Below are 25,438 nucleotides of genomic sequence, written 5' to 3' on the forward strand. Positions count from 1 at the left end.
TTGCGATCCATAATGAAAAGAATTTTCGCTCAATGTATTAAAGAATTAGTTCAATTTCGTCGCGATCGCCTAACTTTAGCGTTAGCATTTTTACTACCATTCCTCACGCTGTTGATTTTTGGATTTGCAATTCGCTTGGAAAGTAAGGATATTCCCTTAGTTGTTCAGGATTTTGACCATACTCATCTTAGTAACAGCTATATTGAGCGGTTGTATGCCACAAATCAGTTTATACCCCACAAATGGTCTGGTACTGATCCGGTACAGGATGCAATTGATCGGGGTATAGCTAAAGCAGCGGTGATTATTCCTCCCGAATTTAGTCGAGATATTCAAGGCAGTAAAAATACTCAAATTCAAGTATTAATCGATGCTACTGATGTCAACAATGCTCGTGTAATCAAAAATAGCATTGAACAAGTAACCAATTTTTTCATACGCGATCAAGGATTGCTACCCGCAACTAGTAGCATCACTCCCAAAATGCGCCTCTGGTTTAATCCTGGTCGATTGGAATCATTGTATATTGTGCCAGGAACTTATGCAGTTGTATTGTGGATTTTTCCCTCTTTGCTAAGTGCGATCGCCATGGTGCGAGAAAAGGAAAAAGGTACAATCTTGCAAGTCTATACTTCTAGTATTAGCGCCACTGAATTACTACTTGGTAAAGGACTAGCATACCTGTTGATTGGCATCACTGAAGCATTAATCGCAATGATACTTGGTTCAATTATTTTTCAAGTTGGCTTAGTCAGCGATCCTACAACTTTAATCATTGGCTCTATTATATTTATTGCCGATAGTGTATTGTTTGGTTTGTTATTAGGAGTACGTAGCAGTAATCAAAATGCAGCTGTCCAAGGTGTTTCTTTAATTGGATTTATTACTGCTTTATTACTCTCTGGTTTTATCTATCCACTCAATAATATTCCTTTTCCACTTTCCCTAGTTCCTAATATTGTTCCGGCTCGTTATTATATTGGTATCACTCGTGATGCTTTTGTACGCGGGACAGGATGGGCTGGTGTTTGGTTCGATTTAGTTATGCTGACTATATTGGGATTAATATTTTTTAACGTCGCCCGTCGAATTTTAAGTCGAATGCAATTATCAGATTAATATCACTAGTGGTTCATCGCATTCCAGGGTGAGAGGTTATAGATACCCAACTTGTTTAAGAAGTCGGGGATATGAATACCCGCGACTGCTCAAAATTAACGTGAAGGCTAAAATCTCCAATCAAACCTATCAGCAACTATAGCAATCCTAAATCATTCGTGAGAGGCAAGATCCCCGACAACTCATGCGAAGTCAGGGATCTGGGATTCCGTATTTTCTCACAATTCAATTAGGATTGCTATATAAATATTTTCTCTAAAAAAACTCAATTTTTGATTTTGATATGAAATTTATTCTTAGATTATTTGAAACTCCTTTTTGGGCATTAGTACGTAAAGAGTTTTGGCAAATTCTGCGTAATAAACAGTTAATTATATTGTTAATTGTACCTCCAACCGTGCAATTGTTACTCTATGGTACAGCGCTTGATCCTGAAGTTCATAATTTACGGTTGGGTGTGATTGATTACGCCAATGTGGAAGCAAGTCGAGAATTAGTCACAGCTATGACTTCCAATCGTGTTTTTATCTTAGAATCAGTTCCCAAAAGTGAAAAAGAATTAGATCGTCAAGTAGAAGAAGGAAAATTAGACGTCGGTGTAATTATTCCACCAGAATTCCCGCGTCAGTTAGCAAATAAATCAGCCAATATTCAAGTTTTTATTGATGGAGTAAATGCCAATACAGCAGGGATTGCTGGCAATTCTATTAATCAAATTATTCAACAATACAATCGCCGATTAGTAAATGCTCAAGCCAGTCTAGTTGTGTCACCCCAAGTAGTGTTTCTCTACAATCCTGGGTTAACAAGTAGCTGGTTTTTTGTTCCTGGAGTTATGGGTTTAGTGTTGACATTAATCGGGACATTGGTATCAGCAACAACAGTAATTAGAGAGAAAGATACAGGAACTTTAGAACAATTGTTGATGACACCTGCGGGAAACTGGGAAATTTTAATCGCAAAAATTGTCCCTTTGGTGGTTTTGATGATGGCAGATGTTTTACTAGCTTTGACGTTAGGATTAGTAGTTTTTAATTTGCCATTTCGTGGTAATTTGTTGCTGTTTTTTGCCTTATCCGCTGTGTATGTATTTGTAGGGATTAGTTTGGGAATGATGTTAGCAACGATCTCGCGATCGCAACAGCAAGTGTTACTCACATCCTTTTTTATCAATATGCCATTAGTACAAACTTCCGGTGCGATCGCTCCCATCGAAGCAATGCCACCTTTTTTTCAATACCTATCTTTACTCAACCCTTTACGTCATTACATTACCATTGTTCGAGGAATTTTACTCAAAGGAGTAGGTTTTGATGTCCTCTGGATGAATGTTTTAGCATTAGTTGGTTTTGCTGTGGTGTTGATGACAATCAGTGTAAAGAGATTTCGCAGTCAGTTAAGTTAGTTGGTACAAATGTTCCAGACGTGCCATGGTACGTCTGGTACTCGTTGGGGTCGTCATTGGTCATTGGTCATTGGTCATTGGTAAGGATTTTAGGGTTATTTACTTTCTGTAATATAGTTCAATACGGTTCGGATAAGACAAATTGATCAACATTTAAACCCTGTAGAGACGCGTTCGCTTTTAGCGTTCCCGCAGGGTAATTTCGCGTCTCACCAAAATTATGACGAAAAATCCTTAACCGAACCGTATTGTAATATAGTTAGGTTTATTCCTGCCGACTTACTTGCGGGGTTACTCACATTAAATTACAACAAAAACAGGTCAACTATACTTAAGTTGACCTGTCCTAAAATTAGAATTAATCGTTGGTAGTCAGCTGTTGATAGTCACCAGTCTATTAAACCGTCAACAAACAACAACTAAAATTACTTACCACCCGTTTGAGCGGCTACTTCATCTGCAAAGCTTATTTCTTGCTTTTCAATACCTTCACCCAGAACAAAGCGAACGAAGCGACGCACTTGGATATTTTCACCAATTTGAGCGATCGCTTGTTTTACTAGTTCTTCTACTGTGATGCTTTGATCACGAATGTAAGGCTGATCAAGCAAGGTCATTTCTTTCAGGCGCTTATCAATGCGTCCCTGAACGATTTTTTCTTTGACGTTATCAGGCTTGTTAGAAATGTCATCGCGTCCCATCTCAATATCTTTTTCCTTTTGGACGATATCAGCTGGAATGTCTGACACTTTCACATACTCTACGTTTGGACAAGCCGCAATTTGCATAGCGATGTTCCGCACGAGGGTTTGAAATTCTTCGCGGCGAGCAACAAAGTCAGTCTCGCAGTTAACTTCTACAAGTACACCGACTCTACCACCAGTGTGGATATAGCTGCCCACGAGTCCTTCGGCCGCCACCCGGTCAGCTTTGGCTCCGGCTTTAGCAATACCCTTTTTCCGCAGCCATTCTTCGGCTTTTGCTAAATCACCATCGTTTTCTTTTAGCGCCTTTTTGCAGTCCATCATGCCGGCGCCCGTTTTTTGACGTAGCTCTTGGACGAGTTTTGCAGATATTTCCGCCATTTTGCCTCAATTTCTACTTAGACTGACATTTCAGTGAACAGTTATCAGTTATCAGTTATCAACTAGTAACTGTTCACTGGTAACTGATAAGTGATTATTCTTCCTCTTCTTCGTCGGGAATGAACGAGTCAGAAAAATCGCTTTCTTCGTAATCGTATTCTTCCTCGGCGCCTTCGTAGTCTTCGTATTCCTCTTCTACATCCAACTGACCATGACGACCTTCATAAATCGCGTCCGCCAATTTACCAACAATCAGTTTAATTGAGCGGATGGCGTCATCATTGGCTGGGATGGGAATATCTACTACATCTGGGTCACAGTTTGTGTCCAGCATAGACACAATGGGAATTCCGAGCTTAATGCATTCTTGAACTGCGTTATATTCCCGGCGTTGGTCTACAATTACCACAACATCGGGGACTTTCCGCATAGTTTTAATGCCGCCCAGATATTTCTGAAGCTTCGCCAACTCACGGCGTAGCATTGAGGCTTCTTTTTTTGGCAATAAATCAAGAGCGCCGCTTTCTTCCCGACGTTCCAAATCTTTGAGACGGTCTACCCGCGTTTTGATCGTCGCCCAGTTAGTGAGCATCCCGCCCAACCAGCGCTGGTTAATGTAGTGAGCGCCACAACGGGAAGCTTCTTGAGCAATAATACCTGCTGCTTGTCGCTTAGTGCCAACAAAAAGGAATTTTTTGCCTTGTTCGGCTTGCGATCGCATATAAGTATACGCCTCTTCCATCAACTGGGCTGTTTGCACCAAGTCAATGATATGTACTCCGTTGCGGGCGGTATAGATGTATGGAGACATCTTTGGGTTCCATCTACGGGTCTGATGACCAAAATGAACCCCCGACTCCATCATCTGAGCCAAAGAAACTACTGGCATATTTGTACTCCTATTCGGGTTAAACCTCCACCCAGGTGGATCTCCTTATCGGAAACACCCGAACGCCTGGATGTGCGGAATTTTAAAGAACCATAATAGGGTAGCATATTTTGGCAGCCGGGAAAGGGGATCGGGGAAAGGGGATCAGGGATCGGGGAAAGGGGATCGGGTACTATTTATTGCTTCCTTCTCTAGTCTCCCTTTCAATCCTTTTTCCCTGCTCCCCAATCCCCTTTCCCGATCCCCTTTCCCCTTTCCCCGATCCCCGACCCCGCTCACCTCACTTCTGCATACGCTTCATACACACCCTTGACGTTGTACCAATTGAGGAAAATTCGAGCAATTTCTAAAGCCAATTGGGGCTTACCTCTATTGATCAGCCATTGCAACAAAGGAGCCATTGTTTGTTCATTTAAAGCACCATTTAAGGAAAGAATTCCCCACAGTAAGCGATGTAACCAAGTCATTTGAATCATCATTCGTACTTCCCAAGTCGGGTGCTTTTGATAAAACAAAACCCCCATTTTTCCTCGCTGAATTTCTTTGTCAATCAAGCTCTTAATTTGGTCTAAGCTAAAGGGTGGATGCCAATGGTAGCCTACTGCCTGTGGGCATTTAATTAGTGTTAAACCTAGTTTTTTTAGCCTCACGCCTAATTCTAAATCTTCCCAACCATAAAGTTGGAAACTCGTATCAAATAATCCAGCTTTCTCTAACCAATGTTTAGGAATAGCAACATTACCTGTAGCAAAAAAAGCGGCAGAAAAATCTGTGATTTTGTATGGTTCAGAGGTGGGATTGTCAAAATTGCAAGTGTTAATGACTGCACCATAGCTAAAGGCGCGATCGCTTCCCAATTTTGAGTGTCCCTCTGCTAGTGCATCTGCATGAGCTTGCAGAAAATTCTCTGTCACCACTAAATCGCTATCTATAAAGATAATAGTGTCTCCCTGCGCTTTCTCTACACCCAAATTCCGTGCTACAGCAGGGCCTTGATGATTTTGCTGAAAGGTTCGCACATGGGGAAACTCACTTTTGTGTGTCTCCAACCATTCCAATGTGCCATCAGTAGAACCATCATCCACCAAGATAATTTCGTAACCAGCGATTGAACTAGATGTACTCAATTGCTGTATTTCTAAAGCTCTGAGGCACTTTGACAAAATCGGCTGGCGATTGTATGTCGGAATCACAACGCTAAAAAACACAGTATCACTCACCACACTACTACCCATCTTTTAAGATAGGACAACTCACACACAAACACTGTTCCTTGTTTGTTTTGGACAGAATTTTAAAGCAATTTATCCAATTAACATCAGAATAAAGCATTTAACTGCATAAATTGGTTTGCTTACACCCATATCAAATTTGGAGAGTAGTTTTCAGACAAATAACTGTCTTGGAAATGGGTGTAGGGATGTAGGGGTGTAAGAAGAGTTATATTTTGATGCTTTATTTGTGTAATAAACTACAAAATTAATGCGTATAAATACAGTACTCAGTAGCCCCCATGGGATTAGGGGAAAAGAAGAAGCAAGAGTGGAGGTCAAGGTAAAGGAAAACCACAAACAACTGTACGAGTCCTAATTTTGGCGATCGTACTAACTATTAGTAACCAAGCACTAATTATGAAACTAACTATTCCCGAACTTTCTTTAGTTGTTCTGATCGGTGCTTCTGGCGCCGGTAAATCAACCTTTGCACGTAGACTTTTTCAACCTTTTGAGATTTTATCCTCAGATTTCTTTCGGGGATTGGTATCAGATGATGAGAGTAATCAATTTGCTACCAGAGATGCTTTTGATGTACTACAGCTGATCACTGCCAAACGACTCACAGCAGGAAAGCTGACCGTTATTGATGCGACCAATATCCAGCCAGAAGAGCGGAAAATCTTTGTGCAGTTAGCACGAAGATACCATTTTTTCCCAGTGGCGATCGCTCTTAATCTACCTGAAGAAGTTTGTCATCAACGTAACCAACAACGCCCAAACCGTCAGTTTGCTTCCCATGTGGTACGGCGTCACACCCAATTTTTACGGCGTTCTCTACGCGGATTAGAGAAAGAAGGTTTTCGCTACGTATATATCCTTGATTCCATAGCAGAAATTGATACCGTAGAAATTGAACGTCAGCCTCTGTGGAATAACCGCAAATACGAACACGGCCCCTTTGACATCATTGGTGATATTCACGGTTGTTGTGATGAATTAGAAGCTTTATTGGAAAAATTAGGCTACGTCAAAAGAGGAGTTGGGGAAGTTGGAGGACAAGGAGGACAAGGAGGACAAGGAGGACAGGGGGGAGTTGGAGGCAATTTTTCCTCCGTATCTCCCTTGTCTCCCGTGTCTTTTTTGTCTCCCTTGTCTCCCGTGTCTCCCTTGTCTCCCCCCCCTCCAAGCACACCTCCCTCCCTATGGAATGCTCCTACCTACTACCATCCCCAAGGACGCAAAGCTGTTTTTTTGGGTGATTTGATAGACCGGGGACCACGTATTCTCGATACGGTGAAATTGGTACGAAATATGGTGGTGGCTGGAACAGGCCTATGTGTCCCTGGTAATCATGAAAACAAATTTTTGCAAAAATTACGGGGTAAAACTGTCAAGATTAACCATGGTCTAGAGAAAACTTTGGCTGAAATAGAGGTTTTACCACCAGAATGGCGCGAACACCATACCAAAGAGTTGAAAGCATTTTTAAATACTTTAGTGACTCATTACGTCCTTGATGATGGTCGGTTAGTGGTTGCTCACGCTGGGATGAAGCAGGAATATCAAGGAAGAGGTTCGGCTCAAATCCGAGAATTTGCTTTATATGGTGAAACAACAGGAGAAATAGACGAATTTGGCTTGCCTATCCGTTACAATTGGGCAGAAAAGTACCAAGGTAAAGCAACGGTCGTCTATGGACATACGCCCGTACTCTCAGCAGAATGGCTGAATAACACTATTAATATTGACACAGGTTGTGTTTTTGGAGGCGAACTTACAGCCCTGCGTTATCCAGAAAAGGAATTAGTCAGTGTTCCTGCTGCTCGTGCTTATAGTCAACCAGCCAAACCGATGGATGGCGTTGTGACAGAAGCAATAACAGACCAGGATCAACACAATGATGTGCGACACCTTGATGACGTACTGGGTAAGGGAATTATTCATACCCGCTTACTACCTAATATTAAAATTCGAGAAGAAAATGCGATCGCAGCTCTAGAGGTGATCAACCGTTTTGCAGCTAATCCCAAATGGCTGATTTATCTACCACCTACCATATCTCCAGTGGGAACATCCCAATTTTTGGAATACTTGGAACACCCGGAACAAGCCTTTGCTTACTATCGTAATCAAGGAATTTCGCAACTCATCTGCGAAGAAAAACATATGGGTTCACCAGTAGTGGTAATTGTTTGTCGGGATGAAACAGCAGCGAACAAGCGCTTTGGTGTAGTGAATGAAGGTATTGGTATCTGTTATACTCATACAGGCAAAAAACTTTTTGAAGACCCGATAGAAGCAGAATTACTAGTACGCTTAAATACCAGCCTTACCGCTAGTGGCTTCTGGGAAAAATTTCAGACTGACTGGGTGTGCTTAGAGTGTGAACTAATACCTTGGTCAGCTAAAGCTCAAAGACAATTACCAGAACAATATGCGTCTGTTGGCGTCCCATCACGTCTTGCTGTTGGTGATGGTGTAGATGTGACTCTACAATTAAACAACTCTCGACAAAAAGCCGAGATGGCTGAAAAATACGTCACAGCTTACCCTCGCTACTGCTGGCCTGTTAAGGCTTCTGACTATAGACTTGCACCCCTCCACATCTTAGCAACAGAAACAGCCGTCCACACCGACAAAGACCACCAATGGCACATGCAAGAGGTAGGAAACATTGTTTTGCATGACCCCGGCTTACTGTCACTAACAGGATATAAAGTAATAGATTTAACAGACCCAAGCAGTGAAGCCGCAGGAATAACTTGGTGGGAAGAACTGACAGCAACGGGTGGTGAAGGTGTGGTCATTAGACCAATGCAATTTATTGTCAAAAATAATCAGGGAATCATTCAACCTGCGGTGAAATGTCGCGGACAAGAGTATTTGCGAACTGTTTATGGCTTGGAGTACTCTACACTTGGAAACATGAAACGTTCGCGTCAACGGGGATTATCACTCAAGCGTTCTTTAGCAAAGCGAGAGTTTGCTTTGGGTATAGAAGCATTGGAACGTTTTGTGACTCGCGCACCTCTGTGCCGTGTCCATGAATGCATCGTTGGAATTTTGGCACTAGAGAGTGTTGACCCGAGATTGTAGGGGATTGGGGACAGGGAGCGGGCATTGGGAGTTAAAGACTACCAGCAACTAACCAGCTACTATAACTATATATCTGGAGAATTATTATTACCAAGATATTTAGCTCGTAATTCTTCTAATTCTTCGTCAATTTTGCTGTGAGGAGCAGGTTGATTTGTGGATGGTTGGGGCGATGGCGTTGTTTTGTGATTTGCAGATTTATTAGAACCTAGAAATGTAGTTCTCATTTCTTCTAATTCTTTTTCAATGGGATTATGACTATGAGTAAGAATCGGAGTCGGTGTAGGTGTAGAACTCGGTGTTGGTGGAGGTGAAGTCACAACTGGCTTTGCGGGTAAGGTGAGACTCGTAGCAATAGATGATTTTTTATTTAAGTCTGTTAGGACTTCATCTGTAGTTTGGTAACGCTGGGCGGGAATGCTTTGAAGCATTTTGTTTAAAATACCGCTTAATTCCTCACTGACGGGATTTTTAACGTAGCGTTGCCAAACCCAAGTAGCGTTATTAATATCGTATAAATCGAAAGGCGATCGCTCAGTTAATAGTCGTACAGAAGTAGCACCCAAGCTGTAGATATCACTTGCAAATATTGCTTGTCCCCGCATTTGCTCCGGTGCAACGTATTCTGGACTACCAATGCTTGTACCAGTACGGTTGAGATCTGTGTGAGTAACAACTTTGGAAGCACCAAAATCTACTAGAACTAAATCTCTGTTGTGTTGACTTTCCTCACTTTCCAAGGGAAATCTACGACGAATAATATTTTCAGGTTTAATATCTCGATGAATGACTTGCCTAGCATGACAAAATTGCAAGACTGACAATAAATTATTAAGCAATTGCCGAATCTGCGTTTCGTTAAAAGCTCCTTTTGCTGCCAATTCTTCTCCCAGATTTTGCCCATCTATAAATTCTTGCACAAGATATTGCCTGTCATCTTGAGTAAAATACGCTAGCAGTTCTGGAATTTGTGGATGTTTCCCTAATTCATCCAGCCGCATTGCTTCCTGATTAAATAACTCCACTGCTTTTTGTACAGTACTAGTACCTTGAGCTTGGGGATAAAATTGCTTAATCACACAACGCGGTTTAGAAGGTTTATCTTCATCCACTGCGAGAAAAGTTCTACCAAAACCGCCTTGTCCTATGGGTTTAATGGCACGGTAGCGTTCCTTGAGAAGTAACTTAGCACCACAAGTTTGGCAAAACTTGCCATTATTCTTGTTTTGGGGGTGAGGACAGCTGGGATTAAGACAATAGCTCAAATAGCTCATATTGAGGATGGGGGGACACCTGTCTCTATTTTGCCCTGCTCAAGGCAACAGTGATGAGAAAAGTGGCAGTTCATTGATTGTAACTGCCATTTTTTCAGGTATTGGGTAATCAAGAAGATTGATTTTTTGACAGCTGGGAGGATTAGCCAATAATCATGCGATCGCTGTTATATTGTCCTGTAGCCTCCATCTCTTTAGTTAAAGGCGTACCATGCAGTTGCGGATCGACTTGGGGTGGTTGGGGTTCTGGCCCCAAAGGTTGAGGATTTTCGATATACTGAAATTCGCCTTTGCTGTCCATTGAAGTACCTTTTGCCCATCGACCTTCAGCACTTTCCTTACCTTCAGAATGGTTCCAGAATTGATAAGCAAACTCGCGCTTCTCAAGTTCCAAGGGGAAAGAACTGGGAACAGGACTATCTTCCAATCCTTCTAATTTCAGATCCTCGATCGCAGCCAGCCACTGATTTTGATGCATAGTATCACGAGCGATCATGAAACTCAGGGTATCTTTGACTCCTGGATCGTCACTCATCTCATACATTCGTACCGCCTGTAAGCGTCCTTGGGACTCGGCGTGGAGATTTGAACGAAAGTCTGCTAATAAGTTACCACTAGCAACGATAAAACGGCCATTCCAAGGAAAGCCTACACTATCAGCCGGCATTGCACCCAAACCAGAAACAATAGCGTGCTGAGGATTCATCGCCGCCGCCATAATCACATCCCGTGGATTTGTACCGCCCATCACCGCACCCACAACTGCGTCTTTAGCACCATCTTCTTGAACTTTTAGTGGTGCTTTATCAAGTAGGTGAGCAATCATTGTAGCTAGCATTTCGACATGACCAATTTCCTCAGTACCGATGTCGAGAAGCATATCTCTGTATTTCGCAGGGCCTCGACAATTCCAACCTTGAAACAAATACTGCATCATTACAGTCATTTCCCCAAAAGTCCCACCGATGAGTTCTTGAATCTTCATCGCGTAAACTGGATCGGGTTTTTCTGGCGGTTTAAAGTATTGTAGCTTCTTAGTGTGGTAAAACATTATTATTCCTTCGTGAATAAAATAGGGGTTGACACAAATTCGGATGTGTCTGGTGATTCTGAGATTTGTGTTGCCCCTCTTCACTAGGAAACCGAGTATATGTTTTCTCTACATCATCCTATGGTCAAATAAAAATAATACCCATTTAGAGAGGTGTATTTCGTTAGCACCAAGCCTTTTTAAATTTGCGTTAAAGCAAAAAATTTTTGCCATGATCAAAAATACTGACAATGTATAATACTTCTATTGTTTTCTCAGACGTAGTGTACTATCTATAATCTATATTTTGTTAACTACGTAAACATTACTAGATAAAGTGTTATAAAATAACAACACTTTAGACCATCTACCGAGCAATAAATCCGGAAACAGGGAGCATTCACCGAAAAGCTAAATATAAATGGTGACTTAAATAAGCAGCTCATGGCCTACCACATGATCGGTAAAGTACTACAAGGACAGTATCAAATTGTCCAAAGTTTGGGTGCTGGTGTGTTTGGACAAACATACGTTGCAATTGACGTTGAACAGCCACATCAACCTAAATGTGTGATTAAGCAACTAAAGGTTTCTAGCTCCCAACCTGCGTATTTACAATCGTTGAGGTTGCATTTTCTCACTGAAACTGAAACTTTGAGGTATTTGGGACACCATGATCAAATTCCTCAACTGATTGCTTGTTTTGAAGAAAACGAACGTTTTTATTTGGTACAAGAGTTTATTGAAGGACATGCACTGACAGCAGAATTACCAATTAATCAACGTTCCGATTATTTATGGACTGAATATGAAATTATTCAATTTTTAAAGGATGTATTAGAAATTCTGAAATTTGTTCACTCGCAGGGAGTAATTCACTGCGACGTGAAGCCAGAAAATTTAGTTAGACGTGATAGTGATGGTAAATTAGTTCTGATTGATTTTGGCTCTATTCAACCAATCAATTTTGGTGTAGATGGTGTAGATACAATATTGCCTATTTGTAGAGTTCCTGTAACTTCATTAGGTTATATTCCCCCAGAACAATTTATTGACCAGACACAGCCCAATAGTGATATCTATGCTTTGGGTATGATTGCGATCCAGGCTTTAACAGGTTTGTCTCCATTGCAATTAAAAACAGATCCTCGTAGTAATGAGTTTCTTTGGCGTTCTCATCATACTCCTATCAGCGATTATCTGGCTGCAATTCTCAGCCAAATGATCCGTTATGACTATAAAGATCGTTTTCAGTCAGTAGCTGAAATATTGCGGGCGCTGGAGCAAATGTCTATGGAATATTACCCAGCACAAACAATAGATTTACAGAATGCAACATCTGTTAATTCTAGTGAGCCAGTTCCTAATGTTATCCAAGAAGATGTATCTGTGAAATCACCTCCTTTGCTGACGGGAATGAGAGTCGGACTCTTGGCTAATTCTTTAGTGATGGGATTTGGAGTCTATTCTTTGATGAATTCTCCAGCCTATTCTGAAACCGAAACTTTATACAAAGCAACAGAAGAATTTCAAGATGGAGATTTGGAAGAAGCGATCGCTCTGGCAAAATCTATTCCCTTAAATAGTAATGTTTATCCAGAAGCACAAAGTACAATTGAAGACTGGCAAAACCAATGGCAACTTGCTACTGAGCAATATTTATTAGCGAAACAAGCATTAGAACAAGAACAATGGTCAGAGGTTGTAAACGCTGCTTCTCAAATACCTGATATTTTATATTGGAAATTAAAAACAGATCCCATCGTTGAGCAAGCTAAAGCCAAAATTGAAACACAAACAAACAATTTATTAGCAAGAGCTTATGAAAAAGCTGCTGTGAAAGATTTCAATACTGCTGTAGAATATCTTCAACAGATTCCTCAAGAAAATTCGGTTCATAATTTAGTTCAACAAAAATTAGCTGAGTACCAGCAAAAGCAGCATATTAGAGCAGTTTTTCTGTTACAACAAGCCTATAATAAAGCGGAAATAGGTGAATTTAACTCAGCTGTCAACTTTCTTCAGCAAGTTCCGAAAAATTCTTCTGTATATGCAACGGCTCAAACTAAATTGGAAGAATATGTCCAAAAGCAGCGTTTGCAAGGCAAAAATCAAAAAGTAGCTCCACCTAAAGTTGTTGCTGCATTATCAAAAGAAACATCAACTGGTAAATCTTTTGAGCCAGGTTCCTTAATGCAAGAAGTGAATATTACACCAAACACAACATCTTTATAAATTAATTGCTGATTAATTTTTGTCTTGATTAAGTTTATTTATAATTATCCAAAATGAACTAGTACCATTTCACAAAAAATCTGATACAAATACAGACCCTGTACCAGACGCGATATATCGCGTCTGGTATAAAATTTATGTGTATCGTGATTAACGTGAAATGGTATAATATCAAGCTCAGATAATTAGTTATATTTCCCATAGTCATTGCACCCTACCCCTTAATCCCCTGGGAGGTTTTGACCTTAGACAAAACCGGGGTGGGGTTCAAAAGGAATTATAAGTAATCTAGCGAACCTGACATAACTCAATAAATCAAACATTAGAGACTGCGATTTGAATTGCAAGCGGTTTTTTTGAACATTTGCAATCCTTCCAATGTATGGTAAGCGCTTCAGCGCTGAAGCGCTTACTACAAAGATTTAAGTTAAATTGAATTGGGTAGACGTAAATTCAAAGCGATCGCATCTAAATAAGGCTCAAAAGCTGCTAGATTTTCTAATTTATCAAATTTACCTGTTTTAGAAGCTGGATCAAAAGCAGTAGTAATCACATAAAGTGCTTTGCCATCAAAGGTAACATAACCTACATGCTGTTCTTGCACTCCACCTTGACGCTTTATTCCAACAAAGCCATATCGAATTCCAGGAAGTTTACCAATCTGTACTTTTTGAGGTGGATAGCTGGAAAAATTAATACTCCCGCCATAACTACCTTGACGATCTTTCTCTAATCCAGCGTAATGTTCATTTACCCAAGCATTTAGTGCTGATGATAGTTGAGTTTGATACTCAGGATTCTGGTGGTCTATCTTTTTACTAGGATCAATACCAGCTTGAGTTAGAAACTTTTGAAAATTCGGCTGTTTTTCTAGTGGTAAAATTAACATCTCTACTGTACCAACACGTTGGTTATTTGCAGAGATACATAATAAAGATGCATTACCATCACAAGGTGAAACTTGCCAACCTTTAGGACTAGCAGTTTTATCGACAAAATTTTTCCAAATATTGTTTCCATTAGTACTAGAACTGGTAGCGCGAGAAACTTGTACCACTTTGGGAGAATCACTCTTTTGAGATGAGCCAGAACCAGTAACCTTTAATCCCAACGGTACTAAAACCAACAAAGCTACACCGATGATCAGATGATAAAGTCGCAACATTTTAACACAAGGAGTATATCAAGAGTTACAAAATCAAAGTAACAATAAAAGATTGAGATTGGTAATGGAAAAAAAAAAGAAATGTTAATGACTAGCAAAGGGCGGAATATACAGTAATCTTCCCTTCAGAAAGTCTCTAGGTGTAGTGTGTGTGTAGCTGCGACTTCTAGTCGCTTAGTGCAAGATATCAATAAACACACAATATAAGAAAGATTGTCCGCCATGACTGTAGCCATAACTACAAAGTTTAAGTTGTGAGAAAGTCAGAACCCCTACTTCTAGGAAGAGTCGGGGTTCTTGTTGTTCGCGAATGATTTAGGAATACTATATTTTTAATTCTATACTTATGCCACGTTTTTATTTTGGCTATTCAGTAAAAATAGAATATCCCCTAGCCTTATTGGTAAGTAAAAGACTGGGGAAAAGGTTAACTTATATATTGCACCTAGCCCTAAATTAAAATTTGGGCTGAAAGCTAAAGTCGCTTCAAAACGGAGTGGTTAAGGTTTTAACTCATCAAAATGAGTTTAAGTTTTGAGCCGAAAATTGATTTTACGGCTGATTGCAATTGATGCAAGATGTCAGTTAAAGAGTAAAAGGATAAATTTGAATACCCCTTAACTCGAAACTTGCAAAATTTTTAAACTTCAGCACCTGGTTTTGGTTCAGCACCCATAGGTGAAACGTAATCACGGAAAACATTTATTTGCTGACCAAAATCCAACTGTTTAATCTTATTCAAAAGTTCCTGAGCTTGAGAAGAAAGCTGATAGTTAGGAGGCATAGGAACGATAGTAGCATTTTCCATTCCTTGCGCTAAACGATACCAAAATAGCAACTTAGTAGTATCGCTCATTGAACCGTATTCACGAGTATATCTATTGTCTGCTTTATTGATCAAATCCCGTTGTAATTGTAGTTGTTCTTCGTGAGATAATTCCTTGACTTGATTGAACAAACCTTCAGCAATATTTGGTGAAACAGTGCTAGCATTGGGGGCAGCAGGAGTAATAGAATCACCCATTTCTGTGTAAATGAACCAGAACAAAGCTAGCTGTTCATCTACAGGTAAATTTTGAAAAGCTTGGACAGATTCACGAATAGTTGGATCGTTAGTTTGAGTGTATGTCATTATTAACTCCGATTGCCATTAATTAAGATATCAATAGTAAAATTAACAAAGCTTTATTGAGTATTTAACCCTACTGAAGACAGATGTGTCTCAACCAAATTGAATAATCATTTAAAGGGGTAATTGGTAATTAGTAATTGGTAATTTGTTATTGGGTATTGGAATAAATTCTCCCTTGTCCCCCGTGTCCCCCTTATCCCCTTTCCCTTGTCTCTCGATTCCCTTATTCCTTGCGTTCTTGATAATCTTCACTAGATTTGGGATCTAACTCCCAACGTCTGTCATCACGCTGTTCTAACATATCGTTTGTGCGGAGAAAGGCGAAATCATTCATCTCTATTCCGACAGCAGCACCGATGTCATCAACAATATCTTGATCTGGAGTAGGAGCGGTACCACCTGGTGTTTCATCTCCTACTTCCGCTTCTTGTCTCCAAAGTGCATCTATATCTCCCCCTGTGATTGTAGGGCTACTTTGTCTATTGTCTTGGATTTGATCGCGGAGTTTGCGATCGCCAATGTTATAACCTGGCTCATCCTTCACACCAGTACCATAAGACTCAGTTATTTCCTCTGGTAAGTCAGAAATTTGCGGTGGTAAATTCTCCTCTTGAGCTTGCTTATCTGGATCTACTTGGTTTAGTTGAGCTTCTAAATCTTCTTGAGCTTGATAATTTTGTTGAATGTTTGGATCTACCATAAATACTTGCCATTTGTTGCATCCTCACGATAACGCTTTATTTTCTAGGGGTTGTCTTCCAAACGATGTATACCTATAGAAATAAAATCATTTCAACCTTTAGAGCGAAGAGCTGGTAGAGATTTGTGCATAATCTTAAGAAGTGAATCCACGCTATAGCCACTTCATAAAAGTTATGAGTTATGAATTTTAATAATATTCGTAAAGTTTATAACTCATAACTATTTTTTAAAATTAATTAATTAATTCAGTAGGAGTTGAACGTAAAAAACGTTGAACATAAATAAATTCAAGATGTATTTAGTAGGGGTAAAAAAATGAAATATGACGAATTTATTAGACATGTTCAAAGCGTTGCTCAGTTAGATACTCGTGAAGAAACAGAACGGGCTACTCGTGCCACACTAGAAACAATTAAAGAACGAATTGTTGGTGATGAAGCAAAAGATTTAGCTTCACAGTTGCCAAAAGAATTGGCAGAATGCTTGCATGGTAGAGAAGGTCAAACTGGTGAATCCTTTTCACTGCAAGATTTTATCTCACGGGTGAGTGAAAAAGAGGGTGTAGAACCGACTGCTGCTGCAATTCATATTCGTTCTGTTTTTACAGTTTTACAAGATGCTGTGACACCCGGAGAATTTGCAGATTTTCAGAGTAATTTTTCCGATGATTATGCGGAACTATTTCCGACCGGGTCAACGAGGGAAGTTTCAGCATAAAAATTATGAATAATGAAAGATGAAATTAAGTTAATTTCATCTTTCATATAAAGAATATAAAAACATTAGATAAACTAAGTAGGGAAACGAAATGTCAATGAATAATATTAAAAACAAAAAAATTGCTATTCTCATAGAAAACGATGTAGAGGATGTAGAATTTCAAGTACCATATAATGCGCTGAAGCAAGCGGGGATGGAAGTAGTTGTCCTCGGTTCCCGAATGAATGAAAAATATCATGGGAAAAGAGGTAAAGTTTCTATACAACCCGATGGCACAACAACAGAAGCAATGGCTTCTGCATTTGATGCTGTGATCATTCCGGGTGGTATGGCTCCCGATAAAATGCGGCGGAATCCTAATACAGTAGGTTTTGTCCAAGATGCTACGCAGCAAGGAAAATTAGTAGCTGCGGTTTGTCACGGGCCACAAGTTTTGATTGAAGGCGATTTGCTCAGAGGAAAACAAGCCACTGGCTTTATAGCAATTCGCAAAGATATGATTAATGCTGGTGCTAATTATATAGATCAACCGCTAGTAATTGATAGGAATTTAATTACATCCCGTCAACCTGGAGACTTAGCAATATTTACAACAGCGATTTTAAGTCGTCTAGGTTACGGTGGTAAAGAAGCCGCATTACCTGATGAAAATGATCAAACAGCCGAATGGTGGAAATTAGCTGATGCTTGGGGTGGTTCCACCAAAGGTGAGATTGTTAAAGCTTTAAATACCGCTTTGGCTGGTGAGCGTTATAGCTTAGAAGCTTTAGATAACTATATCCAAAAAGTATCTGATGCACAAATCAAATCTCTTTTGCAACAGATAATTCCAGTGAGACAGCAGCACATTCAAAAATTGGAAGCACGACTTGAACAATTGGGTGAAAAACCTTCCTTGGCTGCAAATATCGCCGATAAATATGCCAAAGTAAAAACAACCCTCACTGGTAGTGATGATATCTACCAATTACGCAGCGCTTTAGGTGATTTACAAACGGGTATAGGTGATATTGGTAACTTAATTGCAGCACTTACCGATCCAGTATCAACCATGATTTTCACTGAAATCCATGAAGACCTCTTAAAATGCGAGCAGCATCTAGTAGAGCTGTATCGATCGCGAATGGATGTAGAAGTAAAACCAGCTCAACCAACTACAGGTGCAGCTGTAACTATGTAGGTCTTTTTGGAACGAACCAAACAGGCGCTCTGATAGAAAGCGAGAGTAATAGAACTGTCTTTGCGCCGTGATGGTTCGTTAATTTGCAGGGAAGGAAATAGAAAAATGACATCAACATCAGGAGATGAACTCAGTAGCAGCCAAAGTGAAGCCAGCGAAGCCGAACGTTGGGCTTCTTTAATTGGCGGTAGTGCAATGGTTTTAATGGGTTTGAGACAACGCTCTTTACGAGGCGTTTTGATGGCGTTAGCAGGTGGAGGTTTGATTTATCAAGGCGCAACCAAACAAAGCACGATTCAACAGGCGCAGGAAGCAATAGGGATGAACCAAGCTATCAAAGTAGAAAAGACGGTAACTATTAATAAATCGGCAGATGAACTTTACCGCTTTTGGCATAACTTTGAGAATCTGCCCAGGTTTATGAAACATCTAAAATTTGTCAAGGTGTATGACGATAAAAGATCACATTGGATCGCCAATGCACCTTTAGGTCAAAGCGTGGAATGGGATGCATATATCTTAGAAGATCGGGAAAACGAATTTATTTCTTGGGCATCCGCACAAGGAGCAGATGTTGAGAACTCTGGTTTTGTCCGCTTCCAGAAAGCCCCTGGTGATCGGGGTACAGAAGTTAAAGTTGTGATGGAATACAACCCACCAGGGGGAGTATTGGGAGCTGCTGTAGCCAAACTTTTTGGTGAAGAACCAGAACAGCAAATTGGCGATGAACTACGCCGTTTCAAAATGTTGATGGAAGCAGGGGAAATTGCCACAACAGAAGGACAACCAAAAGGTAATGGTTAAAGGCGAAATCGGTCCATCTCAAGTTTTTACCCATCGCTTACCCCTAGAAGAAGCGAAGCAGGGCTTTGAAATTTTCAAGCACAAAAAAGATAACTGTATCAAAGTTCTGCTGAAACCATAAAAGGCTTGGTTACTGGTTAGTAAATAGTTGTTATGCACTAACAACTAAGAGGCTATTTATAAAGTAAATCTCAAGTAGCGTGTGTTACGACTTTGCTATCATGCATCGGTATCTAAAATTTACATCAGGCGCTTTTCAAATATATTTCATGATAAATCATATTTAAATCTGCGCTTCACACACCATACAAAAATAGTATTTTTACTTTGTAAATGACCTCTAATTATTAATCAATAACTAATAAAAAAACAAAACATGAAGGAGAATAATTATGAAGAAATTGCTTTCTGTGGCTAAAAATTTGCGTTTGCGTCAAATTATGACAGTTGTTTTAGCAGGATTGACTATTTTTGTCATGCAGGCTTTTAGTCATGTACTGCCAGCCCAAGCTGATGAAACAGTGAAATCACCATACGGTTATTATTATAAAGGCACACCAGACGAGAATATTCGCAACCGAGATTTTGACCAAAATCGAAACCTGATAAATAACGAAAAATCAACAGCAGATAACGCTAAAAATAATTTGAAAAATACTGCTGATAATATTCGTGAAAAACTCAATCTTGATGAGCCACTACCCCAAAGTACAAAAGATTTCTTGAAATCAACTAAAGAAAAAACAGAAGAATTAGTTGAACCAATTACTCAAAGTAGAGAAGGCTACTATCAAGGTAAATAATTTTATGAAATAATTTGTCCTTTGTCATTAGTCATTTGTCTCTGTACAAATGACTAATGACTAATAACTAATGACTAAGGATTTATAACAATGAAAGCAGTTTGCTGGCATGGTGCCAATGATGTCCGAGTCGATACAGTGCCAGATCCAAAAATACTTAATCATCGTGATGCTATTGTTAAGATTACCTCAACAGCAATTTGTGGTTCTGACCTCCATCTTTACGACGGTTTTATCCCCACGATGGAAAAGGGTGATATTCTGGGTCACGAATTTATGGGGGAAGTCGTTGAAGTTGGCAGTAGAGTAAATAATATTAAAGTAGGCGATCGCGTTGTCGTTCCCTTCACTATTTCCTGCGGTAACTGCTTTTTCTGCAATCGAGATTTGTGGTCACTATGCGACAACTCCAACCCCAATGCTTGGATCGCAGAAAAGCTGATGGGTCACTCGCCTGCTGGTCTCTTTGGCTACTCTCATATGCTCGGTGGTTATGCAGGTGGTCAGGCTGAATATGCCCGTGTACCGTTTGCAGATGTGGGTTTGTTCAAAATACCCGATGGCTTAACAGATGATCAGGTATTATTTTTAACAGATATTTTTCCCACAGGCTACATGGCCGCAGAAAACTGTCGTATCCAACCAGGAGATATCGTTGCAGTTTGGGGTTGCGGGCCTGTTGGACAATTTGCCATTAAGAGTGCTTTTATTTTGGGAGCAGAACGTGTCATCGCTATAGACCGTATTCCCGAACGTCTACGTTTAGCAGAAACTTACGGTGGTGCGGAAACCATTAATTACGAAGATGCAGACCCAGGCGAAGTCCTCAAAGAAATGACTGGTGGTCGTGGTCCTGATGCAGTCATTGATGCAGTGGGGATGGAAGCTCATAGCATGGATGCGATGGGTGTATATGATAAAGTCAAGCAAGCAGTACGCCTCGAAACAGACAGACCAACCGCACTTAGACAAGTATTAGTTGCTTGTCGCAAAGGCGGTAATGTTTCAATTCCTGGCGTATACGGTGGTTTTATTGACAAAATCCCAATGGGTGCAGCCTTCAATAAAGCCTTAACCTTCCGCATGGGACAAACCCACGTCCACAAATACTTACAACCCTTACTTGAACTCATCCAACAAGGCAAAATCGATCCATCATTCATAATTACCCACAAACTACCCTTAGAACAAGCACCCCACGGCTACGAAATTTTCAAGCACAAAAAAGACAACTGCATTAAAGTCGTCCTCAAACCATGAGACAACCCTCCAACAGGACAATAGCAACTTTATTTGCCCGTAATTGGTGGACACTGGTATTTCGCGGTGCGATCGCAATACTTTTCGGCATCGCACTTTTTATCTGGCCAGAAATTAGTGTTGCTGTGCTGGTATGGTTATTCGGTTTGTTTGTATTGATTAGTGGTATCTTGGCCTTAATAGCAGCGTTTAGCAGACGACAGGCAGAGGAAAACCGGGCGTTGTTGGTATTTGAGGGCATAATCGCTATTATTGCTGGTTTGCTAGTCTTCTTTTGGCCGGGTATTACTGCATTGATATTGCTTTACTTCATTGCTGCTTGGGCTATTGTCACTGGTATTTTGGAAATTATTGCTGCTATTCAGTTACGGAAGGAAATTGAAAATGAATGGCTGCTAGCGATCGCTGGTGTTGCTTCTATACTCTTCGGAATTTTAGCAGCAATTAGACCTGGTGCTGGTGCTTTGGCAATTCTCTGGGTAATTGGTATCTATGCAATTGTCTTTGGTGTGATGTTATTAATTCTCGGCTTACGGTTACGAAATTGGAATACACCAGGGCCACCAGTTATTTAGGAAAAGAAAAATATAAAAACAGAATATAAGGAGAAAATTATGCCTGACACAAGCGTTCAAAAAGTAGATTCTACCTATTCTCCCAAAGGTGAACATGGTGAAAAATACCTCGCATCTGGTAAATCAATTTCCATGCGCCTTTGGGAAGATGAACAACCCACAGAAGCAAAACCAGCAACAACACGAGAATATGAAACCGTGGGTTATGTAATTAAAGGTCGCGCTGAATTACATATCGAAGGTCAAACTGTTTTGCTAGAAACAGGAAGTTCCTGGGTAGTAGCAAAAGGTGCATCTCACACTTATAAGATTTTAGAACCATTTACTGCTGTTGAAGCAACTACCCCACCTGCCCAAGTTCACGGACGAGATGAGGGCTAAATTATCTCCTTTGTCTCCTTTGTCTCCCTTGTCTCCCTTGTTTTCTATTAAATTTAAGATACAGCAACTACAGGTAATAATACTTGGGAAAGAGAATCACCACCCGAACTAATTGTTAAGGTAATAATTTCTGCTTCCATACCCACGATGGAATTATTACCAGGATTAATTGCGTAGGCTGGGAAACAAGCTGCACTTAAGCTTAATCGTAAGGCATTACCTTTAGTAATTCGCGCACAGATGGTCTGCAATTGAATTTTTCTGGTGAGGCGATTTGTGCCATCTTGGCAACGCAAATAACCTTGTGTCAAGTTATATACTTTTCCATCAGGATAAATTTCTGATAACACCGCAGATAAATCAAAGCTGGGTTTATCTGCACTACAGGAAATAGCCACGACGACATCGCCGACTAAATGCAAGTCAAAATCAAGTGGTTCACTGGTGTAAGTTAAAACATCTGAGCGACAATCAATATGCGATCGCTCAAAAATACCCGCAGGTATACCAGCATGACCGCCCAAAGCAGGGACTGGTCGCCAGGGGTCATGAACTAAGATGTCATCTACACCAGATTCGGGACAAGTTGTGCTGAGAATACCTTCATCTTCTCGAATGTTAGCAATTCCGTAACTTGACAAAAAGTAAGTCTTATGTTCAAATTCTGGGAGAGTGGGAAAACCTTGCCAAGTATTACTGCCCATCTCAAACAACCACACAGGTAGCTGATCATTTAAACCTGTGTCCACACCTTTGAGAAACTGGTCAAACCAGCATATTTGCATTCGATCTACAGGGCTAATAGCATTGATGCCGAAGTCTACTTCCCCAATTTTGCGACCCCAAGGTAAATGTGTCCATGGCCCCACTAAAAGCTGTTGGCGGTACTGACTCCGCGCTGCCATATCTTTATATAGATTCAAAGTCCCACGCAAATAGGTATCTAGCCATCCGCCAATATGGAACATGGGCAAATCAACATTTTTTAGGTGCGTTTTGGGCGAAAGATTTTCCCAATAAGCATCAGGTTGGGAATGTTCTACCCATTCGTGATAGAAAGAATCAGGAGCAAGATTTTTGAGAACTTCTGGACGGGTAGGAAGTGGATCGTACAGAGGTAAATTTCGAGATGCACTCAATAAACTTTGATAGGCTTGTTTATCTCCTCGCAAACGAGCGGTTTCTGTTGCTAATTGGATTGCCCAAGCCAGATTTGTGTGTAAACAAAATGCACCACCTTCATAAGCCCAATCGGTGTATAAATCATAACCTATCATTGCCGGACAGATAGCTTTGAGGGCAGCTGGTTTAGCAGCAGCAGCGTATAGTTGGGTCATCCCTTGGTAAGAGAAACCATACATCCCGACTGCACCATTACTACCAGGTAAATTTGCAGCCCAATTTACCGCATCTTCACCATCAGCAATTTCCTGGGCAAATAATTTGAATTCACCTGCTGATGTCCCACGTCCCCGGACATCTTGAATCACGACAATGTAACCTTGGCTAGCGTACCAAGTTGGATGAGCATAGACAACAGTAGATGCGATCGCTCTACCATAGGGTTGGCGCATCAATAATACAGGAAATGTCCCTTCAGCATCCGGGCGATAAATATCAGCATCCAGACGGACTTGATCGCGAGTATACATGGATGCACTTTGTTTGGGAAGGACTTTAAGCATGAGTATGATGGGATATGATAAATTCAATCACAGTATAGATGCAGATTGCATTAATTCGTAGCTTTTTTAAACGCAGAGGGACGCGGAGTCAGCGCGGGGAAGTGCAGAGTTTTTCCGAGTTTTTTTCCCTACTAATCGCTTTCACAAATGCTTTAATGTTTTCTATGAATGTAAGAGTATTCATAAATAACGTTCAAACGTTTCTTGCAAATGCTTTAATCTTTTCTATGAATGTAAGAGTATTCATAAANAAATGCTTTAATCTTTTCTATGAATGTAAGAGTATTCATAAAGAAGGTTAAAACGTTTCTTGCAAATGCTTTAATCTTTTCTATGAATGTAAGAGGTGAACTACCCAAGTAGCCCAGACCTGTAATTTGATACCATTAATAGAAGCAGTCCACAAATAAGATAACCCTATTGACACTCCCCGGTCGCGCATACGCGGGGATTCTACATTCTACGTCAGAACTTGCTCTAGCAGGCTTGCACCAACTAGCGTAGTGGTTCCGACTCCTGTAGCGTTACTTTGGGACTGCCCGTCCCTAGCTTTTGCAAGATTGAGAATATTTTTTGCTGCATTCACATCTCTTTGCAACTCACATCCACAACTACATTTATGGGTGCGTGTTGAAAGAGATTTTTTCACAATCGCCCCACAACTCGAACATTTTTGGCTTGTGTAGTGCGGAGGAATTGCAATTAATTCAACCTCGAATTCTACAGCAAAATATTCTAACCAACGACGAAAATTAGACTAAGCCGCATCATTAATAGACTTGGCAAGACAATGATTTTTTACCATGTTCTTAACTTTTAAATCTTCATAGGCGACTAAGGCGTTAACCTTGCATACGTTACGCGCTAGTCTTTTAGCGTGTTCATTCCGTTGCCTACTTACTTTTAAATGTTTTTTCGCATATCTTTGTCTTGCTTTTCTACGTTGGTTTTTACCTTTCTCCTTTTTGTAAATCTGTCTTTGAGCGTGTTTAATTGATTTTTCGGCTTTCCTTAAAAACCTTGGGTTAGGTTCATGATGTCCATTTGAATCGGAGTAGAAATATTCTAATCCAACATCTAAACCAATCTCACGCCAATTAGTTAAGCAATCAGGATCTATCACTTCTTTTGGTACATCCAAACAGAATTGGCAATAGTAACCATCCGCTTTTCTAACTAATCGGACACGTTTAATTGACTTAACTGGGTATCTATGAATATCCCACTTACCTAATAGTTTGACTTCGCCAATACCTTTCTTATCGGTAAAAGTAATTCGTCTTTTAATGGGATGCAATGACCATCCTGAAGTTTTGTACTCAACAGAACGATTATCTTTTTGAAATCTTGGAAAACCTTTTCTACCTGACTTTTTAGCTTTACAGTTTGAATAGAATCTATCAATAGCTGACCAAGCTCTTTCTGTTGCAGATTGGCAAGCCATTGAGTTTAACTCTTCTACAAACTTGAACTCTTTTCGTAGTGCTGTAGAGTAATTGTTTAAAGCTATTTTATTAATTTTTGCTTCTTTTGATGCGTCCATCCAATACCGAATAGCTTTGTTTCTGATGAACTGAGTTGTTCTAATCGCTTCATCGATTGCCTGATATTGCTGACGCTTACTTTTGACTTTGTACTCAAGTACCAGCACTACTTAATCACCTCCTTGTTGTTTTTATTT

The 25,438-nt window shown here is 40.2% G+C and carries 20 protein-coding genes and 2 pseudogenes; 12 read left to right on the plus strand and 10 right to left on the minus strand.

The genetic code is table 11. The features are described 5' to 3' along the window. Positions 1-12: 12 nt before the first annotated feature. Both B4U84_RS06620 and B4U84_RS06625 read left to right on the plus strand, forming a co-directional pair. Complete coding sequence (locus B4U84_RS06620) at positions 13-1,119, plus strand: ABC transporter permease (RefSeq protein ID WP_131116295.1); 1,107 nt, start codon at positions 13-15, stop codon at positions 1,117-1,119. Positions 1,120-1,402: 283 nt separating this feature from the next. Beyond that, on the plus strand, positions 1,403-2,524 hold the full coding sequence (locus B4U84_RS06625; RefSeq protein ID WP_131116298.1) for an ABC transporter permease: 1,122 nt from the start codon (positions 1,403-1,405) through the stop codon (positions 2,522-2,524). Between the two features lie 425 nt (positions 2,525-2,949). On the opposite strand, the gene tsf is transcribed toward B4U84_RS06625, so the two are convergent. From tsf to B4U84_RS06645, 3 genes are all read right to left on the minus strand, one after another. After that, the gene (gene tsf / locus B4U84_RS06630; protein ID WP_017309132.1) at positions 2,950-3,609 is read right to left on the minus strand and encodes a translation elongation factor Ts; all 660 of its coding nucleotides are present in this window, start codon (positions 3,607-3,609) and stop codon (positions 2,950-2,952) included. Positions 3,610-3,703: 94 nt separating this feature from the next. Continuing rightward, a complete protein-coding gene (gene rpsB, locus B4U84_RS06635) occupies positions 3,704-4,498 on the minus strand; it encodes a 30S ribosomal protein S2 (RefSeq protein WP_016861450.1) in 795 nt (264 codons plus the stop codon). Positions 4,499-4,773: 275 nt separating this feature from the next. After that, positions 4,774-5,733: a glycosyltransferase family 2 protein gene (locus B4U84_RS06645; RefSeq protein WP_017309131.1), complete on the minus strand. Its 960-nt coding sequence runs from the start codon at positions 5,731-5,733 to the stop codon at positions 4,774-4,776. A 396-nt stretch (positions 5,734-6,129) separates the two neighbouring features. On the opposite strand from B4U84_RS06645, the gene B4U84_RS06650 reads away from it, so the two are divergent. Then, positions 6,130-8,811, plus strand: coding sequence for a polynucleotide kinase-phosphatase (locus B4U84_RS06650; protein WP_131116305.1), 2,682 nt, complete (start codon positions 6,130-6,132; stop codon positions 8,809-8,811). Positions 8,812-8,876: 65 nt separating this feature from the next. Here the strand turns inward: B4U84_RS06650 and B4U84_RS06655 are convergent, their stop codons facing one another. Both B4U84_RS06655 and B4U84_RS06660 read right to left on the minus strand, forming a co-directional pair. Next, complete coding sequence (locus B4U84_RS06655) at positions 8,877-10,076, minus strand: serine/threonine-protein kinase (RefSeq protein ID WP_131118759.1); 1,200 nt, start codon at positions 10,074-10,076, stop codon at positions 8,877-8,879. Between the two features lie 151 nt (positions 10,077-10,227). Then, positions 10,228-11,136 (minus strand): manganese catalase, encoded by a 909-nt coding sequence (locus B4U84_RS06660; protein WP_131116309.1) that lies wholly within the window; start codon positions 11,134-11,136, stop codon positions 10,228-10,230. Between the two features lie 423 nt (positions 11,137-11,559). On the opposite strand from B4U84_RS06660, the gene B4U84_RS06665 reads away from it, so the two are divergent. Next, positions 11,560-13,350, plus strand: a complete 1,791-nt coding sequence (locus B4U84_RS06665; RefSeq protein ID WP_131116312.1) for a serine/threonine-protein kinase — start codon at positions 11,560-11,562, stop codon at positions 13,348-13,350. A 427-nt stretch (positions 13,351-13,777) separates the two neighbouring features. Here B4U84_RS06665 and B4U84_RS06670 read toward each other — a convergent pair whose 3' ends face one another. The 3 genes from B4U84_RS06670 to B4U84_RS06680 all read right to left on the minus strand — a co-directional run bounded on the left by B4U84_RS06670 (position 13,778) and on the right by B4U84_RS06680 (position 16,347). Further along, positions 13,778-14,515 carry a hypothetical protein gene (locus tag B4U84_RS06670; protein WP_131116315.1) on the minus strand — a complete coding sequence of 246 codons (738 nt, stop codon included), beginning with the start codon at positions 14,513-14,515 and terminating at the stop codon, positions 13,778-13,780. A 640-nt stretch (positions 14,516-15,155) separates the two neighbouring features. Further along, positions 15,156-15,647: an orange carotenoid protein N-terminal domain-containing protein gene (locus tag B4U84_RS06675; protein ID WP_017309125.1), complete on the minus strand. Its 492-nt coding sequence runs from the start codon at positions 15,645-15,647 to the stop codon at positions 15,156-15,158. Between the two features lie 223 nt (positions 15,648-15,870). Next, entirely contained in the window at positions 15,871-16,347 is a 477-nt protein-coding gene (locus B4U84_RS06680) for a DUF6335 family protein (protein ID WP_017309124.1), read from the minus strand. Positions 16,348-16,664: 317 nt separating this feature from the next. Here B4U84_RS06680 and B4U84_RS06685 point away from each other — a divergent pair, with 317 nt between their 5' ends. The 8 genes and pseudogenes from B4U84_RS06685 (at position 16,665) to B4U84_RS06720 (ending at position 22,072) form a co-directional block, all read left to right on the plus strand. Beyond that, positions 16,665-17,066, plus strand: a complete 402-nt coding sequence (locus B4U84_RS06685) for a DUF2267 domain-containing protein (protein WP_026081753.1) — start codon at positions 16,665-16,667, stop codon at positions 17,064-17,066. A gap of 97 nt (positions 17,067-17,163) precedes the next feature. Further along, on the plus strand, positions 17,164-18,249 hold the full coding sequence (locus tag B4U84_RS06690; RefSeq protein ID WP_510650798.1) for a DJ-1/PfpI/YhbO family deglycase/protease: 1,086 nt from the start codon (positions 17,164-17,166) through the stop codon (positions 18,247-18,249). A 105-nt stretch (positions 18,250-18,354) separates the two neighbouring features. Further along, complete coding sequence (locus B4U84_RS06695; RefSeq protein ID WP_017309121.1) at positions 18,355-19,053, plus strand: SRPBCC family protein; 699 nt, start codon at positions 18,355-18,357, stop codon at positions 19,051-19,053. Between the two features lies 1 nt (position 19,054). Then, positions 19,055-19,174: pseudogene (locus B4U84_RS31905) on the plus strand (glutathione-dependent formaldehyde dehydrogenase); the annotation flags it as partial. A 271-nt stretch (positions 19,175-19,445) separates the two neighbouring features. Continuing rightward, on the plus strand, positions 19,446-19,856 hold the full coding sequence (locus B4U84_RS06705; RefSeq protein WP_131116322.1) for a hypothetical protein: 411 nt from the start codon (positions 19,446-19,448) through the stop codon (positions 19,854-19,856). A 90-nt stretch (positions 19,857-19,946) separates the two neighbouring features. Continuing rightward, entirely contained in the window at positions 19,947-21,116 is a 1,170-nt protein-coding gene (locus B4U84_RS06710) for a zinc-dependent alcohol dehydrogenase (protein WP_131116325.1), read from the plus strand. Then, positions 21,113-21,691, plus strand: a complete 579-nt coding sequence (locus tag B4U84_RS06715) for an HdeD family acid-resistance protein (RefSeq protein ID WP_017309117.1) — start codon at positions 21,113-21,115, stop codon at positions 21,689-21,691. Before B4U84_RS06710 ends, B4U84_RS06715 begins: the two co-directional genes overlap by 4 nt. A gap of 39 nt (positions 21,692-21,730) precedes the next feature. After that, on the plus strand, positions 21,731-22,072 hold the full coding sequence (locus tag B4U84_RS06720; protein ID WP_017309116.1) for a cupin domain-containing protein: 342 nt from the start codon (positions 21,731-21,733) through the stop codon (positions 22,070-22,072). Positions 22,073-22,125: 53 nt separating this feature from the next. Here B4U84_RS06720 and B4U84_RS06725 read toward each other — a convergent pair whose 3' ends face one another. Both B4U84_RS06725 and B4U84_RS06735 read right to left on the minus strand, forming a co-directional pair. Continuing rightward, positions 22,126-23,724: a CocE/NonD family hydrolase gene (locus tag B4U84_RS06725; protein WP_017309115.1), complete on the minus strand. Its 1,599-nt coding sequence runs from the start codon at positions 23,722-23,724 to the stop codon at positions 22,126-22,128. A 493-nt stretch (positions 23,725-24,217) separates the two neighbouring features. Next, positions 24,218-25,408, minus strand: a pseudogene (locus B4U84_RS06735) (RNA-guided endonuclease InsQ/TnpB family protein). Positions 25,409-25,438: the final 30 nt, after the last annotated feature.

Origin of the sequence: Westiellopsis prolifica IICB1 (assembly GCF_004323185.1) — a bacterium.
Taxonomy (GTDB): Bacteria; Cyanobacteriota; Cyanobacteriia; order Cyanobacteriales; family Nostocaceae; genus Pelatocladus; species Pelatocladus prolificus_A.

Bases quoted from the DNA above. Each gene is read 5' to 3' on its own strand.
- B4U84_RS06620 (WP_131116295.1), top strand. From the start codon at position 13: ATGAAAAGAATTTTCGCTCAATGTATTAAAGAATTAGTTCAATTTCGT.
- B4U84_RS06625 (WP_131116298.1), top strand. From the start codon at position 1,403: ATGAAATTTATTCTTAGATTATTTGAAACTCCTTTTTGGGCATTAGTA.
- tsf (WP_017309132.1), bottom strand. From the start codon at position 3,609: ATGGCGGAAATATCTGCAAAACTCGTCCAAGAGCTACGTCAAAAAACG.
- rpsB (WP_016861450.1), bottom strand. From the start codon at position 4,498: ATGCCAGTAGTTTCTTTGGCTCAGATGATGGAGTCGGGGGTTCATTTT.
- B4U84_RS06645 (WP_017309131.1), bottom strand. From the start codon at position 5,733: ATGGGTAGTAGTGTGGTGAGTGATACTGTGTTTTTTAGCGTTGTGATT.
- B4U84_RS06650 (WP_131116305.1), top strand. From the start codon at position 6,130: ATGAAACTAACTATTCCCGAACTTTCTTTAGTTGTTCTGATCGGTGCT.
- B4U84_RS06660 (WP_131116309.1), bottom strand. From the start codon at position 11,136: ATGTTTTACCACACTAAGAAGCTACAATACTTTAAACCGCCAGAAAAA.
- B4U84_RS06665 (WP_131116312.1), top strand. From the start codon at position 11,560: ATGGCCTACCACATGATCGGTAAAGTACTACAAGGACAGTATCAAATT.
- B4U84_RS06670 (WP_131116315.1), bottom strand. From the start codon at position 14,515: ATGTTGCGACTTTATCATCTGATCATCGGTGTAGCTTTGTTGGTTTTA.
- B4U84_RS06675 (WP_017309125.1), bottom strand. From the start codon at position 15,647: ATGACATACACTCAAACTAACGATCCAACTATTCGTGAATCTGTCCAA.
- B4U84_RS06680 (WP_017309124.1), bottom strand. From the start codon at position 16,347: ATGGTAGATCCAAACATTCAACAAAATTATCAAGCTCAAGAAGATTTA.
- B4U84_RS06685 (WP_026081753.1), top strand. From the start codon at position 16,665: ATGAAATATGACGAATTTATTAGACATGTTCAAAGCGTTGCTCAGTTA.
- B4U84_RS06690 (WP_510650798.1), top strand. From the start codon at position 17,164: ATGAATAATATTAAAAACAAAAAAATTGCTATTCTCATAGAAAACGAT.
- B4U84_RS06695 (WP_017309121.1), top strand. From the start codon at position 18,355: ATGACATCAACATCAGGAGATGAACTCAGTAGCAGCCAAAGTGAAGCC.
- B4U84_RS06705 (WP_131116322.1), top strand. From the start codon at position 19,446: ATGAAGAAATTGCTTTCTGTGGCTAAAAATTTGCGTTTGCGTCAAATT.
- B4U84_RS06710 (WP_131116325.1), top strand. From the start codon at position 19,947: ATGAAAGCAGTTTGCTGGCATGGTGCCAATGATGTCCGAGTCGATACA.
- B4U84_RS06715 (WP_017309117.1), top strand. From the start codon at position 21,113: ATGAGACAACCCTCCAACAGGACAATAGCAACTTTATTTGCCCGTAAT.
- B4U84_RS06720 (WP_017309116.1), top strand. From the start codon at position 21,731: ATGCCTGACACAAGCGTTCAAAAAGTAGATTCTACCTATTCTCCCAAA.
- B4U84_RS06725 (WP_017309115.1), bottom strand. From the start codon at position 23,724: ATGTATACTCGCGATCAAGTCCGTCTGGATGCTGATATTTATCGCCCG.